The sequence below is a fragment of the Streptomyces bikiniensis genome (assembly GCF_000716625.1).
Classification (GTDB): domain Bacteria; phylum Actinomycetota; class Actinomycetes; order Streptomycetales; family Streptomycetaceae; genus Streptomyces; species Streptomyces bikiniensis.
In genome coordinates this window covers 195,686-210,954 of record NZ_JNXJ01000009.1, presented here as the reverse complement: position 1 = coordinate 210,954, position 15,269 = coordinate 195,686, and the positions used below count along the sequence as shown (strand labels likewise).

The following is a 15,269-nucleotide window of genomic DNA, read 5'->3' as shown; positions in this document are numbered from 1 at the left end:
CAGCGGCCGGACGAACTCCCACTCGGCGTCCGACAGTTCATGGCGACGTATCACAACACCATGATCCACCAGCGGTGATCATTTGAAGACACTGCCTAGGGCCTGTCCGGCCCTGATCCGCCGGTCAGGCCCCAGGAGGAGCCTCCTCCGCGAGCGACCGCAGGTACGCGGCCGTCTCCGGGTCGGCCGGGATCAGCGTCTCGATGGCCAGCTCGGCGACCGTCACGTCCATCGGGGTGTTGAACGTCGAGATCGACGACACGAACGACAGCACCCGCCCGTCGTGCTCGATCCGCAGCGGCAGCGCGAAGTACGGATACGGCTCCGCCTCCTCCGGTTCGCCCTCCGCGCCGGCGGGCAGCGGGTACGCCGCCACCTCCTCGTACAGCTCCCGCAGCGACTCCGAGCGTGCCAGGGCGATCTGACGCTCCATCTGGGCCAGAAGATGGCCCCGCCATTCCCGCAGGTTCCGGATGCGGGGCGCCAGGCCCTCCGGGTGCAGGGCGATCCGCATCGTGTTCAGCGGCGGGGTCAGCAGGTGCTCGGGCAGCCCGTCGAGCAGCAGCCCGATGCCCCGGTTGGCCGCCACCACCGTGTACGAGCCGTCCACCACGAGCGCCGGGTACGGCTCGTACCCCCGCAGCAGCCGCTCGACGCCCTCCCGGAGCGCCTCCAGGCGCGGGGCGTCGAGCGGTGTCTCCGCGTACCGGGGGGCGTAACCGGCCGCGAGCAGCAGCGCGTTGCGCTCCCGCACCGGCACCTCCAGGTGCTCGGCGAGCCGCAGGACCATCTCCTCGCTCGGCCGGGAGCGGCCCGTCTCCACGAACGAGACGTGCCGCGCCGAGGAGCCCGCGCGCAGCGCCAGCTCCAACTGGCTCAACCGGCGCCGCTCCCGCCACCCGCGCAGCAGCGGCCCCACTCCCGTGTCGCTCACGACAGTCGTCATGGCCAGACGGTATCCCAGAGGGGGAGCCCGGGTACCTTTCCCGGGAACCCCGCGCACCCGCACCGCCCGCCACCCGCGCCACCCCACCGGAGGGAGCACCGCCGTGCCCACGGAACCGCTGTCCCAGAAGGAGATCGAGGACCGGCTGAGGGAACTCCCCGGCTGGTCCGTCGAGGACGACCGCCTCACCCGCGCCTACCGGCTCGGCGACCACTTCGCGGCGACCGCCCTCGTCGTCCACGTGGCCCAGATCCAGCAGGAGCTGAACCACCACTCCGACCTGACCCTCGGCTACGACTCCGTCGCCCTCTCCGTGCACACCCACTCCGCGGGCGGCGCCCTCACGGAGAAGGACTTCGAACTCGCCGAGCGCGTCCAGCGGATCGCCCCCGGCCACGGCGCCCGCTGACCCTCCGCCGGTCCGGCGGGATCCGTAGGATCGCCGCCGTGGCGGAGACCGTGCTCGACTACGAGGCCGAGGCAGCGCACTACGACCGGACCCGGGGAGGTGTGCCCCGGGCCGAGGCGGCGGCCGAGGCCGTCCTGCGGCTCGTGCCGCCCGGCGCCCGCACCCTGCTCGACCTGGCCTGCGGCACCGGCCTCGTCACCAAACGGCTCGTCCGCCCCGGCCTGCGCGCGTACGGAGCCGACGCCGCGCACGCGATGCTGCGGGTCGCCGCCGGACGGGTGCCGGGACGGGCCGTGCGCGCCGACGCCCGGCGCCTTCCGCTGCCCGACGCCTCCCTCGACGCGGTCTGCGCCGTCTGGCTGCTCCACCTCGTCCCCTTCGCCGCGGACGTCGTGGCGGAGGCCGCCCGCGTTCTGCGGCCCGGCGGGGTCCTGATCGCCACCGTCGACAAGGACGCCGCCCACGACGTCGGCAGCGACGTCGACGCGCTCCTGCGCCCCCACCGCCGGGCCGGGGCGGCCTCCGACCGTTCCGACCTGATCACCCGGTACGCCGCCGCCCACGGCCTCGTTCCCGCCGCCGACACCCGCTTCACCGGGCACGGCCAGGGCCGCACCCCGCGCGACACCGTACGGAAGCTGCGCGCGGGCTACTTCGCCTCCTGGTTCCACGGCGACCCGGCCACCGTCGACACGCTCGCCGCCGCCCTGGCCACCCTGCCGGACCAGGACCGGCGCCGCCCCGACCCCCGCTACCGACTGGCCTCCTTCGTCGGCCGGGGCTGACGCGCGCCCCCTCTCCTCAGGCCTCCCCCTTTCCTCAGGCCTCCCCGCCCCACGTCTCCGACGCGAACGCGGCGAAGGAGCGCGGCTCACGGCCCAGGACCCGCTTCACCCCGTCCGTGACCGAGGAGTTGTGGCCGTCGAGGAGCGTCGCGAACAGGGCCGCGAGCCAGGCCGCCTCGTCGGCCGGGAGCCCGAAGCCGGTGAGGAGTTCCGCGTACGCGGCCTCCGACACCGGCTCGTAGACCACCGGGCGGCCCGAGGCGCGGGCGATCTCCGCCGCCACCTCCGCGAAGCCCAGCGGGCGCGGCCCGGTCACCTCGTGCACCAGGCCCGCGTGGCCGTCCGCCGTCAGGGTCTCCACGACGACGTCCGCCAGGTCGTCCACGTCGATGAACGGCTCGGCCGTGTCCCCGGCCGGGAAGACGACCGCGCCCTCCGCGACCCCTTCCGCGAGCAGCCCCTCGGAGAAGTTCTGCGCGAAGAACGAGGCCCGTACGAGGGTGAGTTCGGCACCCGGCCCCTCCCCGGACCCGGCGGCCGCCGTCCGGAGGGCCTCCTCCGCCGCCAGGGCCATGGGCTCCCCGCGCCCCGAGAGCAGCGTGATCCGCCGCACCCCGTTCTCCGCGGCCAGCCGGCCGAACGCCTCCATCGCCCCGACCGCGCCGGGAGCGGCCAGGTCGGGGTAGTAGGCCACGTACGCGGCGTCCGCGCCCCGCAGCGCCGGGCCCCAGGTCGCCCGGTCCTCCCAGTCGAAGCGGGTCGTGCCGGTACGGGACCCGGCGCGGACCGTCACCCCGCGCGCCGCGAGCCGCTCGGCCACGCGCCGCCCGGTCTTGCCGGACGCGCTCGTCACCAGAACCGTCCGCGTCTTCCCTGCCGGTGCGTTCCCCGCCCGCGTGCTCTGCCTGTTCTGTGCCTGCGTGTTCTGCGTGTTCTGCGTGTTCTGCGTCTGCGTCGTCATGCCCCAAGGCTCCCGCCCGGCGGCCCCCGGGCCCATGCCGCGCAGTCTCACGTCCCTACGCGTGCGTCTCACGCGTCCGCGCGGGGCCCGATCCGTCGGACTCGCCCTAGGCTTGCGGACCATGGACGCACTCGCCGGACTCCTCGACGGGCCCCGCGCCAAGGGCGCCTTCCTGCTCCGCATGATCATGGAGCCGCCGTGGTCCGTGCGCGTCGAGGACGGCGCCCCGCTCTGCCTGATGTGCGTCACCGGCGGCGAGGCCTGGGTCGTCCCCGGGACCGGCGCGCCCGTCCTGCTGAAGCCCGGGGACATCGCCGTCGTCCGGGGGCCCGAGCCGTACACCGTCGCCGACGCCCCCGGCACCCCGCCCCACGCCCTGGCCGGGCCCGGGGGCGAGTGCACCAGCCTCGACGGGGAACCGCTCGACCAGAGCATGCGGCTCGGCGTCCGCACCTGGGGGAACGCCCCCGACGGCACCGCCACCGTGCTCGTCGGCACCTACCGGATGGACGGCGAGGTCGGCCGCCGGCTCCTCGACGCCCTGCCCGGCCTCCTCCACCTGCCCGCCGACACGTGGCACTGCCCCCTCATGCCCTTCCTCGAAGAGGAGGTCTCCCGCGACGAGCCGGGCCAGAGCGCCGTCCTCGACCGGGTGCTCGACCTGCTGCTCATCTCCGCCGTCCGCGCCTGGTTCTCCCGCCCCGGCGCCGAAGCCCCCGCCTGGTACCGGGCGATGGGCGACCCGGTGGTCGGCCGGGCGCTCCGGCTGCTCCAGAACGACCCCGCCCACCCCTGGACCGTCGCCTCGCTCGCCGCGAAGACGGGCGCGTCGCGGGCCGCGCTCGCCCGCCGGTTCACCGCCCTCGTCGGGGAGCCCCCGATGGCGTACCTCACCGGCTGGCGGCTCGCGCTCGCCGCCGATCTGCTGCGCGGGACGGACGCCACCGTCGAGTCCGTCGCCCGACAGGTCGGCTACAGCGGCGCGTTCGCCCTGAGCGCCGCCTTCAAGCGGGTACGGGGCCTCAGCCCGCAGGAGCACCGCGCCGGGGCGTGAAGCGCCGGGCACTCCGGGACCGCGCGGCTCAGGACACCGGCTCCAACCGCCACCACTGGAACGGGGAGTCGGTGTCCTCCCACTGCCGTACGTCCCCGCCGTCCTCCTCCGAGCCGTCCGCGACCTCCAGGAACAGGCCGCTGACGAAGCTCACCAGGGCCACGGTGCCCGGCGACTGGAGGTCCTGCTCGATGATCCACTCCTGCGCGCCGAAGTTGTTCGCCCGCCACTGCTGGATGCGCGCGCCGTTCTCCGTGGACGCGTTCGCGACGTCGAGCCGTTTGCCGCTGGCCGCGTTGACCAGGTGGTAGAGCCCGCCGCCGTTCGGCACGGGCGCGATGTGCCAGTGCTGCCCGGGAGTTCCGCTCTCGGTGCCCTGCTGCACCTTCGCCCCGGCGCGCGAGGACCCCTCGTACACCTCCAGGAGCAGCCCGCTGGCCACGTTCCGCACCCGGTAGACGCCCTCCTCCACGGGCCCCGGCGCACCGCTCACCGTACCGACTCCTCACGCTCCGCCCGACTGGCCCCACCGGCCGTCACCGACCCTATGCCCGGGGTACGACAACGGGCGCCGGAGCCGTCGGAACGGCTCCGGCGCCCGTCGGCGCCCCGCGCGGGGTCAGGCCCCGACGCTGAACTCCGCCGGGTCCGGGCCGAGGCGCCGGCCCTCGTCGAGGGCGGCGATCCCGGCCAGGTCCTCGTCGTCCAGCTCGAAGCCGAAGACGTCGATGTTCTCGGCGATCCGCGAGGGGGTGACCGACTTCGGGATCACCACGTTCCCCAGCTGGAGGTGCCAGCGCAGCACCACCTGGGCCGGGGTCCGGCCGTGCTTCTGCGCGATCGCGACGATCGCCGGGACCTCCAGGAGCCCCTTGCCCTGGCCGAGCGGCGACCACGCCTCGGTCGCGATGCCGTACCGGGCGTGCGCCTCGCGCGAGGCCTGCTGGGAGAGCTGCGGGTGCAGCTCGATCTGGTTGACGGCGGGCACGACCGACGTCTCGCCGATCAGCCGCTCCAGGTGCTCCGGGAGGAAGTTCGAGACGCCGATCGCCTTCGCGCGCCCGTCCGCGAGGATCTTCTCGAACGCCCGGTACGTGTCGACGTACGCGTCCTTCGCCGGGACCGGCCAGTGGATCAGGTACAGGTCGACGTGATCGAGGCCCAGCTTGTCGAGGGAGGCGTCGAAGGCGCGCAGCGTCGTGTCGTAGCCCTGCTCGCTGTTCCACAGCTTGGTGGTGACAAACAGGTCCTCGCGGGCGATCCCGGACGCGGCGACGGCACGCCCCGTGCCCTTCTCGTTCTCGTAGATCGCGGCGGTGTCGATCGAGCGGTAGCCGGCCTCCAGGGCGGTCGCCACGGCCTTCTCCGCCTCGTCGTCCGGCACCTGCCAGACGCCGAAGCCGAGCTGCGGCATCTGCACGCCGTTGTTCAGGGTGACCTGGGGAACCTTGCTGTCCGTGCTCACGTGAGGGAGATCCTTACGTCGTGTGGTCGTACGGGGGTACTCCCAGCGTCAACGATCACGGGCCGCCCCGCATTCCACGACGGGCGTTCCGGTTCTCCGGCCCCGTGCCCCCGCGTCAGCCGTACAGCGCCGCGACCTCGGTCGCGTACGCCCGCTCGATCGCCCTCCGCTTCAGCTTCAGGGACGGGGTGAGCAGCCCGTGCTCCTCGCTGAAGGGGTGCGCCAGGATGCGGAAGGTGCGGATCGACTCGGCCTGCGAGACCAGCGTGTTCGCCGCGACCACGCCCCGCCGGATCTCCGTCTCCAGGGCCGGGTCGCGCACCAGCTCGGCCGGGGCGAGCGGCGGCCGCCCCTGGATCGCGAGCCAGTGCTCCACCGCCTCCTGGTCGAGCGTCACCAGGGCGGCGACGTACGGCCGGTCGTTGCCGACGACGATGCACTGGGCGATCAGCGGATGCGCCCGCACCCGCTCCTCCAGGGCCCCGGGGGAGACGCTCTTGCCGCCCGAGGTCACCAGGATCTCCTTCTTCCGCCCGGTGATCGTCAGATAGCCGTCCTCGTCGAGGCTGCCGATGTCCCCGGTGGCCAGCCAGCCGTCGCTGAGGACGGCGGCGGTCGCCTCGGGGTCGTTGAGGTAGCCGGAGAAGACCTGGCCGCCGTGCAGCCACACCTCCCCGTCCTCCGCGACGTGCACCGTCGTGCCCGGCACCGGCTGCCCGACCGTGCCGTACTTGATCCGCTCCGGCGGGTTCGCCGTGGCGGCCGCCGAGGACTCGGTGAGCCCGTACCCCTCGAAGACCGTGACCCCCGCCCCCGCGAAGAAGAGGCCCAGCCTGCGGTCCATCGCCGAACCGCCCGACATGGCGTGCCGGACCCGCCCGCCCAGGGCCCCGCGCACCTTCCCGTACACCGTCTTCTCGAAGAACTGGTGCTGCACCCGCAGCGCCGCCGACGGCCCCGGCCCGCGTCCGAACGCCTTCTGCTCCAGCGCCTCCGCGTACGCCACCGCCACCTCCACGGCCTTGTCGAAGGGGCCCGCCTTCCCCTCGGCCTCCGCCCGGCGCCGGGCCGCGTGGAAGACCTTCTCGAAGACGTACGGCACCGCCAGGACGAAGCTCGGCCGGAAGGCCGCCAGGTCGGGAAGCAGCTCGGCCGCCGCCATCACGGGCTGGTGCCCCAGCTTCACCCCGCCCCGGACCGCCGCCACCTCCACCATCCGCCCGAAGACGTGCGCCAGCGGCAGGAACAGCAGCGTCGAGGCCGGCTCCCCGGGGCGGGAGCGGAAGACCGGCTCCCAGCGGCCCGTCACCATGTCCGTCTCGAACATCAGGTGGGAGTGGGTGATCACACAGCCCTTGGGCCGTCCGGTCGTCCCCGACGTGTAGATGACCGTCGCCACCGTCTCGGGGGTCACCGCCCGCCGGTGCCGGTGCACGACCTCCTCGCCGATGCCTGCCCCCGCCGCCGTCACCTCCTCCACCGCGCCCGCGTCCAGCTGCCACAGGCGCCGCAGCAGGGGCAGCCGGTCGATCACCGAGCCGATCGTCATGGCGTGGTCCTCGTGCTCCACCACGCACGCCGTCACCTCGGCGTCGTGCAGCATCCAGAGGACCTGGTCGGCGGAGGAGGTCGGATAGACCGGCACGGGCTGCGCGCCCAGCGTCCACAGGGCGAAGTCGAAGAGCGTCCACTCGTACCGGGTGCGGGCCATGATCGCGACCCGGTCGCCGAACCGCACCCCCTCCGCGACCAGCCCCTTCGCGAGGCCCAGGACCTCGTCCCGGAACCGGGCGGCCGTCACGTCCCGCCACTTCCCGTCCGGGCCCTTGCGGCCGAAAGCGATCCGGTCCGGGTCGGCCAGGGCGTGCGCGAACACGGCGTCCGCCAGACCGCCGACCTGAGGCGCCGCCTCGACGGGCGGCACGGTGAACTCGCGCACTGACCTGCTCCTCGACGGCTCGATGGCTGGAAAAGCCCGTTGGTCGCTCTCCGTACGGCGCGGGTGACGGTACCCCACCCGACTGCCCGGCGGGAGGACCTTCACCAAGCCGGGACATTCACCGTTCGCACAGGTCAGAATGGGTGGGGGAGCCAAGTCGGGGGCGCGGCGGGGGGATTGCGTACCGAGCGGTACGTCCGCCGGGCGCGAATCTCCACGGAATCTGTACGGGCCGCTCACGGCGGACCCCGCACGCGGGCCCGCCCGTGCGGAACCGGCGGCTCCGTCGGCGGGGGCGCCGGTGCCGAGCCGCTCCGTCGGTCGGGATGCCGGGAGCCGGGGGCCGCTCCGTCAGCGCGGGCGGTGCAGCCGGTCGCCGCCCGCCAGGATCGCCTCCGCCAGCGCGTCGGCCGCCTCCTGCGCCTCCCCGCCCCGGCGCCCCCGCCGCAGCACGAAGCCCACCTCGCCCAGGTCCGGCAGTCCCGCCCGGGCCGGTACGGGCACGAGCCCCGGCGGCACCAGGCCCCGGGTGTGCGCCATCACCCCGAGCCCCGCGCGGGCCGCCGCCACGTTCGCACTCAGGCTGGAACTCGTACAGGCGATCCGCCACGCCCGCCCCTGCGCCTCCAACGCCTCCAGGGCCCGCGCCCGGGTGATCCCCGGCGGCGGGTACAGGATGAGCGGCACCGGCCTGTCCGGCTCGACCCGCAGCCCCGGCGCCCCGATCCAGATCAGGGAGTCCTCCCAGACGAGCCGGCCCCCGCTCTCGGTGCCCCGCCGCTTGGCCAGGATCAGATCGAGCCGACCCGCCGCGAGCCGGGCCTGGAGCGTCCCCGAGAGCTCGACCGTCAGCTCCAGGTCGACCTCGGGGTGCTCGCGCCGGAAGGACTCCAGGATCTCCGGCAGCCGGGTCGTCACGAAGTCCTCCGACGCCCCGAACCGCAGCCGCCCGCGCAGTCGCGTCCCGCCGAAGAACGCCGCCGCCCGCTCGTGCGCCTGGAGGATCGTCCGCGCGAAGCCGAGCATCGCCTCGCCGTCCTCGGTCAGCTCCACGCGGTGCGTGTCCCGGCTGAAGAGCGCCCGGCCGGTCGCCTCCTCCAGGCGCCGCACGTGCTGGCTGACGGTCGACTGGCGCAGCCCGAGCCGGTCCGCGGCCCGCGTGAAGCTCAGCGTCTGGGCCACGGCGAGGAAGGTGCGCAGCTGGGTCGGCTCGTACACGGCACGAGGTTATCGCGGTACGTGATGACAGTCAGAGCACTGTACGAGATTCCCGATCACCGGGCCGTGGAGCAGGATGGACCCGGACGCCCGCCCCCGGAAACGCCCTGACAGACCCGAAGGCGCCCGCACAGACCCCGGAAACGCCCGGACGGACCCGGAGGCGCCCGCACAGACCCCGGAAGCGCACGCACGGGCCCCCGCCCCCCCGGAACCGCACAGACAGTGGAGCCCATGACCCCCCGCACCACCGGCCGAACCCGCCGACTCCTCTCCCGGCTCCCGGTCGACGCGTACGTCCTGGCGCTGCTCGGCACGGTCGTCCTCGCCGCGCTCCTGCCCGCCTCCGGGACCGCCGCGACCGTCGTGGAAGGGACGTCGACCGGGGCCGTGGCCCTCCTCTTTTTCCTCTACGGGGCCCGGCTCTCCACCCGCGAGGCGCTCGACGGCCTGAGGCACTGGCGGCTCCACCTCACCGTCCTCGGCTGCACCTTCCTGCTCTTCCCGCTCCTCGGCCTCGCCGCGCGCGGACTCGTCCCCGCCGTGCTCACGCCCCAGCTCTACGGCGGGCTCCTCTTCCTCTGCCTGGTGCCCTCCACCATCCAGTCCTCCATCGCCTTCACCTCGATCGCCCGGGGCAACGTGCCCGCAGCGATCTGCGCCGGCTCGTTCTCCTCGCTCGCCGGCATCGTCCTGACCCCGCTGCTCGCGGCGCTGCTCCTCGGCGGCGGCGCGGGCGGCCTCTCCGCCGACGGCATCCTGCGGATCGTCCTCCAGCTCCTCGTGCCGTTCCTCGCGGGCCAGTTCCTGCGCCGCTGGGTCGGCGGCCTCCTGGTCCGCCACAAGAAGGTCCTGGGACATGTGGACCGGGGCTCGATCCTGCTCGTCGTCTACACCGCTTTCAGCCAGGGCATGGTCGCGGGCATCTGGCACCTGGTGACCCCCGCCCGGCTCGGCCTGCTGCTCGCCGTCGAGGCCGCCCTGCTCGCGGCGATGCTGACGGCGACCTGGTACGGGGCCGGGCGCCTCGGCTTCGACCGGGCCGACCGGATCGCGATCCAGTTCGCCGGCTCCAAGAAGAGCCTGGCGGCCGGGCTCCCGATGGCCAGCGTCCTCTTCGGTGCCCAGGCCTCCCTCGCCGTCCTCCCGCTGATGCTCTTCCACCAGATGCAGCTCATGGTCTGCGCGGTCATCGCGAAGCGCCGCGCCCACGACGGCGAACCGCCCGCCCCGGAACCCCACGCGCACCCCCTCCCGGCGGAGAAGGTGCCGTAGGCCGGATCACACCCCCGGCCACCCCTCGACGATCATCACGGCCGCTACGGTGCTCCCATGCCCGCACTCGATCCCGGCCGCACCGCCCTCGTCCTCGTCGACCTGATGGAACGCATCGTCGCCCTGCCCCTCGCCCCCCGCCCCGGCGCCGACGTCCTCGCCGCCTCCGCCCGGCTCGCCGACACCTTCCGGGACGCCGGAGCGCCCGTCGTCCACCTCCGCGTCGAGCGCCCGAACACCGCCACCCAGCCGCCCGGCAGCGAACTCGTCCCCGACCTCGTCCGGGACGGCGACCCGGTCGTCGTCAAGCGCACCATCGGCGGCTTCCAGGACACCGGCCTCCACGAGCTGCTCTCCGGCCTCGGCGCCGACACCCTCGTCCTCGGCGGCGTCGCCACCAACCTGGGCGTCGAGTCCACCGCCCGTGCCGCCTGCGACCTCGGCTACGGCCTCGTCTTCGCCGAGGACGCCATGTCCGCCCTCACCGCCGACGAGCACCGCGCCTCCGTCACCCTCGACTTCCCCCGCCTCGGCACGGTCGCCCCCGTCTCCGCGATCACCCTGGACGGCCCGGAGTGACCCCGCCACCGATACGGTACGGGGCCCGCCCCTGCTCCCTCGTCGTCTGCCGGGGCTGCTGCTGCGGCGACGCCCGCAAGAACCCGGGCACCGACCACGACGCCCAGCTCGCCCGGCTCCGCGCGGCCGCCGCGGCCTCCGGGGGCCGCCTGCTCGTCCGTACCAGCGACTGCCTCGGGCCCTGCGCCCAGGCCAACATCGTCGTGGTGCAGCCCTCCACCGAGGGCCGGCGGCGCGGCGGACGGGCCGCGTGGGTCGGGTTCACCCTGGACGACGACTGCCTCGACGACATCCTCGCCTGGACCGAGGCCGGCGGCCCCGGCATCGCCCCGCCCCCGGCGACCCTGGCCCTCCAGCTGGTCGACCCGCCGAAGAACTGAGCCCCGCACGGCCCGTGCGGAACCCGCGGGGCACGGACCCGGACGGCGCCCGTGCCCCCCACGGCCCTTGTCGCGGTCGGCCAAGCGGTACGGGTGAATGTTGGTGGTTTACGTCACTGGTTACCCATCAGTCGCTGGCGAGACTGGGTGGTCCTGCCGGACGAACGAACCACCTAGGGGGACCCTGAGCATGACGGGCACTCGCATTGCCGCGCTCGGGCACTACCAGCCCGCCAAGGTGCTGACCAACCACGACCTCGCCGCACTCGTCGACACCGACGACGCGTGGATCACCAGCCGGGTCGGCATCCGCACCCGGCACGTCGCCGGCCCCGACGAGCCCGTGGACGAGCTCGCCGCGCACGCCGCCGGCAAGGCCCTGGCCGCCGCCGGCCTCGTTCCCGACGACGTCGACATGGTCCTCGTCGCCACCTCCACCGCGATCGACCGCTCCCCGAACACGGCCGCCCGCGTCGCCGCCCGCCTCGGCATGACCTCGCCCGCCACCCTCGACCTCAACGTGGTCTGCGCCGGCTTCACCCACGCCCTGGCCACCGCCGACCACGCCGTCCGGGCCGGCGGGGCCCGCCGCGTCCTGGTGATCGGCGCCGACAAGATGACCGACGTGACCGACTGGACGGACCGCACCACCTGCGTCCTCGTCGGCGACGGCGCGGGCGCCGCCATCGTCGAGGCCGTCGAGGAGGGGGACGCCGAGGCCGGGGCCGCCGGGGGCATCGGCCCCGTCCTGTGGGGCTCGGTCCCCGAGATGGGCCACGCCGTTCGCATCGAGGGCACCCCGCCCCGCTTCGCCCAGGAGGGCCAGAGCGTCTACCGCTGGGCGACCCAGCAGCTCCCCGCTCTCGCCCGCCAGGCCTGCGAGCGCTCCGGCGTCACTCCCGAGGAGCTCGCGGGCGTGGTCCTCCACCAGGCCAACCTGCGCATCATCGAGCCGCTCGCCACGAAGATCGGCGCCGTCAACGCGGTCGTGGCCCGCGACGTCGTCGACTCCGGCAACACCTCCGCCGCCTCGATCCCGCTGGCCCTGGCCAAGCTGGTCGAGCGCGGCGAGCTGCCCTCCGGCGCCCCGGTCCTGCTCTTCGGCTTCGGCGGCAACCTCTCGTACGCCGGTCAGGTGATCCGGGTCCCGTAGGGGACCCTCCGGCCGGGGCGCACGGCACCGGCGCACGGCCGTGACGGCTGCCCCGGGGCTCTCGGGGCCCGTGCCCCGTTCGGCGGAGCCCGGTGGCGGCGCGCCGGGTGCGGACCTAGCTTCGAACGCGGTGAGGGTCGTCCCCTCCGGCGGCGGAACCGCTCCCCGCCCGGGCCCTCGCGCGATCGGAGGAACGCCATGCGTGCGATACGCGTCGCCGTCTCCGCCGCCCTGCTCGGCGCCGCCGCCGTGACGACGGCGGGCCCGGCGGCCCTCGCGGCCGAGGACGAGGGCGCCGTCACGTCGTTCGGCTTCTCCGCCACCCCGGCGACGGTCGCCCCTGGCGGCACCGTCACCCTCACGTCCGAGGGCTGCGAGGTGCCGTCCGTGACGGCGACCTCCGGTGTGTTCGACGCCGTGACCCTCGAAGAGGGCCGCCCCGGCACCGCGACCGTGGACCCCGACGCCGAGCCCGGCGCCCGGTACGAGATCACCTTCGACTGCGCGGGCGAACGCGGCACCACCAGCCTGACGGTCACCGAAGGCGGTGCCCGGGAGCACGAGGCCACCGGCGACCTCGGCGGCCTCGGGGAGACGGAGCACCCCGTCGGCCCCGGCGACGTCCCGGAGACGGAGCACTCCGCCGGCATCGGGGACACCGGAACCGGGGACACCGGAACCGGGGACACCGGGACCACCGGCGGCATCGGCGGCGAGCACGCCACCGGCACCCGGCCGGACACTCCCACCGGCGCCCAGAAGGGCGTGAAGGCGGGTTACGGAACCGCCGCCTCCGGCACGGAGGCCGACGGGCTCGGCACGGCCGAGGTGGTGACGGGCGTCCTGCTCATCGTCGGCGCCCTCGGCTCCGCCGTCGTCCTGACCCGCCGCCGCACCGCCGACGGCCGTCTCTGACGGCCGGGCCGGGGAGAACCCGAAACGGCCCCTCCGCCCCGGTGTGACGAGGACCGGGACGGAGGGGCGCCATACGAGCACGAGACCGCGCGGCCACCCGGTGGCCGTGGAGGAGAACGGACGTGGGGCGAGCGGACAGCACGGGACGGCACGGCGCCTGGGGCGCCGTCGCCGTCGTCCTCCTCGTGGGGGTGCACCTCGTGCGCGGCGGTACGGAGGAGCTGCGGGCGGCCGGACCGCCGCAGCCCCTCGCCGCGGCCGCCCCCGGCGCCGCCCGCGCCGACGCGGCCCTCCTCGCCCCCGGGTCCGCCCCCGCCCCGCTGCCCGCCTCGCCCCCGTCCCGGGTCCGCGTCCCGGCCGCCCGCGTCGACGCGCCCGTCACGCCGGTCGGACTCGACGCCGACGGCTGGATCGAGGCCCCGCCGCCGGAGGACGACCGGCTCGCGGGCTGGTTCACCGGTGCGGTCACCCCCGGCGAGCGCGGCACCGCCGTCGTCGTCGGCCACGTCGACACCCCGGCCGGCCCGGCAGTCTTCTACGGCCTCGGCGCCGTGCACCGGGGCAGCCGCGTCGAGATCGCGCGCCGCGACGGGCGGACCGCCGTCTTCACGGTGTACGGGGTCGAGGTCGTCCCCAAGGAGGGCTTCCCCGCCCGGCGGGTCTACGCCGACTCCGGCCGGCCCGAACTGCGCCTGATCACCTGCGGCGGCACGTACACGGAGGAGGGCGGCTACGAGGGCAACGTGGTGGTCTCGGCCCGCCTGACCGAGGTCCGCTGACCCCGCTCCTCCCCGTGTGCGCCCCCTCTTTGTCCTGTCTCGGGAAAAAGTCGGACGGATTCGCGCACGACTTCTTCCCACCCCACCGGGCCGCTGCTACGTTCCCCCGGAAGCCGACGGAGAACCCGGCGACACCGCGTGCGGAAGAGCACGGGGGAGAGGGGAGGAGCGCGTGAGACGCATGACGGCACGACCCGCCAACCGGCACCAGGCACGCCTCCTCCGGCTGCTGCGCGACGAAGGCCCCAGTTCCCGGGCCCAGTTGGGCGACCGGATCGACCTCTCGCGCTCCAGGCTCGCCGTCGAGGTCGACCGGCTCCTGGAGACCGGGCTCGTCGTCGCCGACGGACTCGCCGCTTCCCGCGGCGGCCGCCGGTCCCACAACGTCCGCCTCGCGCCCGGGCTCCGCTTCCTCGGCATCGACATCGGCGCCACCTCGATCGACGTCGCCGTCACCAACGCCGAGTTGGAGGTCCTGGGACACCTCAACCACCCCATGGACGTCCGCGAAGGGCCCGTCGCCGTCTTCGAACAGGCCCTGTCGATGGCGGCGAAGCTCCGCTCCACGGGCCTCGCGGAGGGCTTCGACGGTGCCGGCGTCGGCGTCCCCGGACCGGTCCGCTTCCCCGAGGGCGTCCCCGTCGCGCCGCCGATCATGCCCGGCTGGGACGGCTTCCCCGTACGGGAGGCGCTCAGCCAGGAACTCGGCTGTCCCGTCATGGTCGACAACGACGTGAACCTCATGGCCATGGGGGAGCGGCACGCCGGAGTCGCCCGCTCCGTCGACGACTTCCTCTGCGTCAAGATCGGCACCGGCATCGGCTGCGGCATCGTCGTCGGCGGCCGGGTCCACCGGGGGGCCACGGGCAGTGCCGGCGACATCGGGCACATCCGGGTCGAGCCGGACGGGCGCCCCTGCGCCTGCGGCAACCACGGCTGCCTGGAGGCCCACTTCGGCGGCGCCGCCCTCGCCCGCGACGCGGAGGACGCGGCGCGCGACGGCCGGTCCGAGGAACTGGCCGCCCGGCTCGCGGCGGCCGGGCGCCTCACCGCCGTCGACGTCGCGGCGGCCGCCGCCGCGGGCGACGCCACCTCGCTCGCCCTCATCCGCGAGGGCGGCCGGCGGGTCGGGCAGGTCATCGCCGGACTCGTCAGCTTCTTCAACCCCGGTCTGGTGGTGATCGGGGGCGGCGTCACCGGCCTCGGCCACAACCTCCTCGCTAGTGTCCGCACCCAGGTCTACCGGCAGTCCCTGCCCCTGGCCACCGGCAACCTCCCCATCGTCCTCGGCGAACTCGGCCAGACCGCCGGCGTGACCGGCGCGGCCCGCCTCATCAGCGACCACCTCTTCTCCCCGGCATAACACCAGGGCCCCGCGCCGCCACGACGCCGCAACGAAGGGCGCCCGCCC

General features: G+C 74.8%; 16 protein-coding genes. 10 read left to right on the top strand and 6 right to left on the bottom strand.

What is annotated here, in order from left to right:
• Window positions 1-124: 124 nt before the first annotated feature.
• On the bottom strand, window positions 125-946 hold the full coding sequence (locus tag OO47_RS09905; protein WP_030215825.1) for a helix-turn-helix domain-containing protein: 822 nt from the start codon (window positions 944-946) through the stop codon (window positions 125-127).
• Between the two features lie 103 nt (window positions 947-1,049).
• On the opposite strand from OO47_RS09905, the gene OO47_RS09900 reads away from it, so the two are divergent.
• Both OO47_RS09900 and OO47_RS09895 read left to right on the top strand, forming a co-directional pair.
• The gene (locus OO47_RS09900) at window positions 1,050-1,355 is read left to right on the top strand and encodes a 4a-hydroxytetrahydrobiopterin dehydratase (protein WP_030215823.1); all 306 of its coding nucleotides are present in this window, start codon (window positions 1,050-1,052) and stop codon (window positions 1,353-1,355) included.
• A gap of 50 nt (window positions 1,356-1,405) precedes the next feature.
• A complete protein-coding gene (locus OO47_RS09895) occupies window positions 1,406-2,140 on the top strand; it encodes a class I SAM-dependent methyltransferase (protein WP_030215820.1) in 735 nt (244 codons plus the stop codon).
• 34 nt (window positions 2,141-2,174) lie between these two features.
• Here the strand turns inward: OO47_RS09895 and OO47_RS09890 are convergent, their stop codons facing one another.
• Window positions 2,175-3,101, bottom strand: a complete 927-nt coding sequence (locus tag OO47_RS09890; protein WP_030215817.1) for a Rossmann-fold NAD(P)-binding domain-containing protein — start codon at window positions 3,099-3,101, stop codon at window positions 2,175-2,177.
• Window positions 3,102-3,222: 121 nt separating this feature from the next.
• On the opposite strand from OO47_RS09890, the gene OO47_RS09885 reads away from it, so the two are divergent.
• Complete coding sequence (locus OO47_RS09885; RefSeq protein WP_030215815.1) at window positions 3,223-4,155, top strand: AraC family transcriptional regulator; 933 nt, start codon at window positions 3,223-3,225, stop codon at window positions 4,153-4,155.
• Between the two features lie 28 nt (window positions 4,156-4,183).
• Here the strand turns inward: OO47_RS09885 and OO47_RS09880 are convergent, their stop codons facing one another.
• The 4 genes from OO47_RS09880 to OO47_RS09865 form a co-directional block, all read right to left on the bottom strand.
• Window positions 4,184-4,648: an RICIN domain-containing protein gene (locus OO47_RS09880; RefSeq protein ID WP_030215810.1), complete on the bottom strand. Its 465-nt coding sequence runs from the start codon at window positions 4,646-4,648 to the stop codon at window positions 4,184-4,186.
• 126 nt (window positions 4,649-4,774) lie between these two features.
• A complete protein-coding gene (locus OO47_RS09875; RefSeq protein ID WP_051716125.1) occupies window positions 4,775-5,569 on the bottom strand; it encodes an aldo/keto reductase in 795 nt (264 codons plus the stop codon).
• A 166-nt stretch (window positions 5,570-5,735) separates the two neighbouring features.
• Window positions 5,736-7,559 carry an AMP-dependent synthetase/ligase gene (locus tag OO47_RS09870; protein WP_030215806.1) on the bottom strand — a complete coding sequence of 608 codons (1,824 nt, stop codon included), beginning with the start codon at window positions 7,557-7,559 and terminating at the stop codon, window positions 5,736-5,738.
• Between the two features lie 351 nt (window positions 7,560-7,910).
• Window positions 7,911-8,777: a LysR substrate-binding domain-containing protein gene (locus tag OO47_RS09865; protein ID WP_030215804.1), complete on the bottom strand. Its 867-nt coding sequence runs from the start codon at window positions 8,775-8,777 to the stop codon at window positions 7,911-7,913.
• A 234-nt stretch (window positions 8,778-9,011) separates the two neighbouring features.
• On the opposite strand from OO47_RS09865, the gene OO47_RS09860 reads away from it, so the two are divergent.
• The 7 genes from OO47_RS09860 (at window position 9,012) to OO47_RS09830 (ending at window position 15,221) form a co-directional block, all read left to right on the top strand.
• On the top strand, window positions 9,012-10,052 hold the full coding sequence (locus tag OO47_RS09860) for a bile acid:sodium symporter family protein (RefSeq protein ID WP_051716124.1): 1,041 nt from the start codon (window positions 9,012-9,014) through the stop codon (window positions 10,050-10,052).
• 57 nt (window positions 10,053-10,109) lie between these two features.
• Window positions 10,110-10,631, top strand: coding sequence for an isochorismatase family protein (locus OO47_RS09855; protein WP_030215797.1), 522 nt, complete (start codon window positions 10,110-10,112; stop codon window positions 10,629-10,631).
• Window positions 10,628-11,011 (top strand): hypothetical protein, encoded by a 384-nt coding sequence (locus OO47_RS09850; protein ID WP_030215794.1) that lies wholly within the window; start codon window positions 10,628-10,630, stop codon window positions 11,009-11,011. The genes OO47_RS09855 and OO47_RS09850 overlap by 4 nt, the downstream gene beginning before the upstream one ends.
• A gap of 190 nt (window positions 11,012-11,201) precedes the next feature.
• Window positions 11,202-12,164 carry a beta-ketoacyl-ACP synthase III gene (locus tag OO47_RS09845; RefSeq protein WP_030215788.1) on the top strand — a complete coding sequence of 321 codons (963 nt, stop codon included), beginning with the start codon at window positions 11,202-11,204 and terminating at the stop codon, window positions 12,162-12,164.
• A 198-nt stretch (window positions 12,165-12,362) separates the two neighbouring features.
• The gene (locus tag OO47_RS37215) at window positions 12,363-13,079 is read left to right on the top strand and encodes a hypothetical protein (RefSeq protein ID WP_030215785.1); all 717 of its coding nucleotides are present in this window, start codon (window positions 12,363-12,365) and stop codon (window positions 13,077-13,079) included.
• Between the two features lie 122 nt (window positions 13,080-13,201).
• Window positions 13,202-13,858, top strand: a complete 657-nt coding sequence (locus tag OO47_RS09835) for a class F sortase (RefSeq protein WP_030215781.1) — start codon at window positions 13,202-13,204, stop codon at window positions 13,856-13,858.
• 181 nt (window positions 13,859-14,039) lie between these two features.
• Window positions 14,040-15,221 carry an ROK family transcriptional regulator gene (locus tag OO47_RS09830; RefSeq protein ID WP_030215779.1) on the top strand — a complete coding sequence of 394 codons (1,182 nt, stop codon included), beginning with the start codon at window positions 14,040-14,042 and terminating at the stop codon, window positions 15,219-15,221.
• Window positions 15,222-15,269: the final 48 nt, after the last annotated feature.